Below are 2,190 nucleotides of genomic sequence, written 5' to 3' on the forward strand. Positions count from 1 at the left end.
GCTCCACGGCCGCCCCCCCGACTTTGTGGTGTGTTACGGTCCCACCCACGGTTCTTTACCCAACTCCCCCCCTTCCGCCTTGGCGCCGCGGCGGCGGCCCACCGCGCCCTCGGAGATTCACCTGCAGGAAATCCGGCACTTTACCCGAGGGATTCCTGAGGGAATGCGGGAGATCTTGAGATCCGCGGGACCGGGTCGTTAGCCTCTGAAATGCGTGCCGAAGCCCGGGATTTCACGGGAACGCCGGAGGTCCAGCACAGGGAAGACAATTGCGGGCCGCTGGCTGAAAATTGACTTGGAGTGTACCCGGGAGATGTTGTAAAAGCCCCGCGGCACGGCAGGAGAGAACCGAGCGGCCCCACGAGGTGCGAATCCGGTATGAAGACACACCTGACCAGCCTGCGGGACTACATTGACGCGTTGCGGAAGCTGGGTGATCTGCGGGAATTCGACGAAGAGATCGATCCCCACCTGGAAGTCGGCGCGGTCGTCCGGCACGGCGTGGAGAACCGGCTGCCCGCACAGCTCTTCACCCGCCTGCGCGGACACGGGACCAGCCGCCGCATCCTGGGTGCCCCCGCAGCGCTCAGCTCACTCCCTCAGGCGCCCTGGGCCCGGGTCGCCCTCTCGCTCGGCCTCGACCCTTACACCCGCCCGCTGGACCTGGTCGAGGAGATCGCCACGGCCCTGGACGCCGAGCCCGTCCCGCCGGTCACCGTGCCCGACAGTGCCTGCCAGGAGAACGTGCTGCTCGGCGAGGACGCCTCACTGGACGCCTTCCCGGTGCCCCTCGTGCACGCGGGCGACGCCGGCCGGTACGTCAACACCTGGGGCAGCATGGTCGTACGGACGCCCGGCGGCTCCTGGACGAACTGGGCGATCACCCGCGTCATGGCCGCAGACGGCCGCCGCATGGCCGTCATGATCAATCCGCCGCAGGACATCGGGAAGATCTACGCCCGGTGGAAGGAGCGCGGCGAGCCGATGCCCGCCGCGCTGGTGCAGGGCGGCGATCCCGCCATCCCGTTCGCCGGCGGCATGGCGCTGCCGTCCGGATGCGACGAAGCCGGCTTCCTCGGCGCGTGGTTCGGCGAACCGCTCCGGGTGGTGCGCTGCCGGACCGTGGACCTGGAGGTCCCCGCCGACGCGGAGATCGTCGTCGAGGGCACGGTGTCGTTGGAGGAGACGCTGCCCGAGGGGCCGATGGGGGAGTTCTACGGCTACATCTCCGGGCAGCCGCGCCCGCGCCCGGTGTTCCACATCAGCGCCATCACCCACCGCGACGACCCGATCCTGCCGGTGGTGTCGGCGGGCAAGCCCGTCGAGGAGGTGCACACCGTCGTCGGCCCCACCCACTCGGCCGAGGTGCTGCGCAATCTGCGCCGGGCCGGGCTGCCGGTCAGCGCCGTGTGGCTGGTGCCGGAGGCGTGCTGCACGGTGGCGGCAGTCACCGTGCCCCGCGAGTGGCGGCAGTGGGGCGGTGGCATCCACACCACCACCCGCATGCTGACCAGGGCGATCGCGAGCGTGGTGCTGCGGCCCAAGGTCGGCTTCTGGGTGACCCGGGTGCTCGTCCTCGACGACGACATCGACCCGACCGATCTGCGTGACCTGTCCTGGGCGGTCTCCACCCGCTGCCATCCCGTCGTGGGCCAGGTCCTCTTCGAGGACCAGCTGTTCACCCCGCTGCACATCAACTACACGCCCGAGGAGTTCCGCACGCTGAGCGGACCCAAGACGGCCCACGACTGCCTGCTGCCGCCGGACGCGGAGCGCCGCCCGGTGAGCACCGCCTTCGCGCAGAACTTCCCCGAGCACGTCCAGGAACGGGCGCTCGCCCTGTGGCACGGCACGGCCCGCTGACCGTCCGCCGTCCGCGCCCCCGACCGCCTCCACGAGAACCGGGAGACCATGAACCTCTCCGACCAGCTCAGTGCCGTCGTGGCCGACGAACTCGCCCAGTGCTCAGTCACGGACGCGGTCATCTCCCCGGGCCTGCACTCGGGGCTGCTGGCCACCGCCCTCTACCACCACCCGCGGCTGAGGCTGCACGTGCGCATCGACGAGCGCTCCGCGGGGTTCCTCGCCCTCGGCCTGGCCCGTGCCAGTGGCCGCCCAGCAGTGGTGACCTGCACCTCGGGGACGGCGGCGGCCAATCTGCACCCCGCGGTCCTCGAGGCCCGGCACGCC

General features: G+C 70.7%; 2 protein-coding genes. Both read left to right on the plus strand.

Going from position 1 to position 2,190, the window contains the following annotated elements; translation table 11 throughout:
- The first annotated feature begins 378 nt into the window (after positions 1-378).
- Entirely contained in the window at positions 379-1,863 is a 1,485-nt protein-coding gene (locus tag AB0H32_RS48090) for a UbiD family decarboxylase (protein WP_361136014.1), read from the plus strand.
- Between the two features lie 48 nt (positions 1,864-1,911).
- Positions 1,912-2,190, plus strand: a 279-nt coding sequence (locus tag AB0H32_RS48095; RefSeq protein WP_361136016.1) for a thiamine pyrophosphate-binding protein, incomplete at its 3' end; no start/stop codon positions are given.

Source organism: Streptomyces sp. NPDC020362 (assembly GCF_040642095.1).
GTDB lineage: Bacteria > Actinomycetota > Actinomycetes > Streptomycetales > Streptomycetaceae > Streptomyces.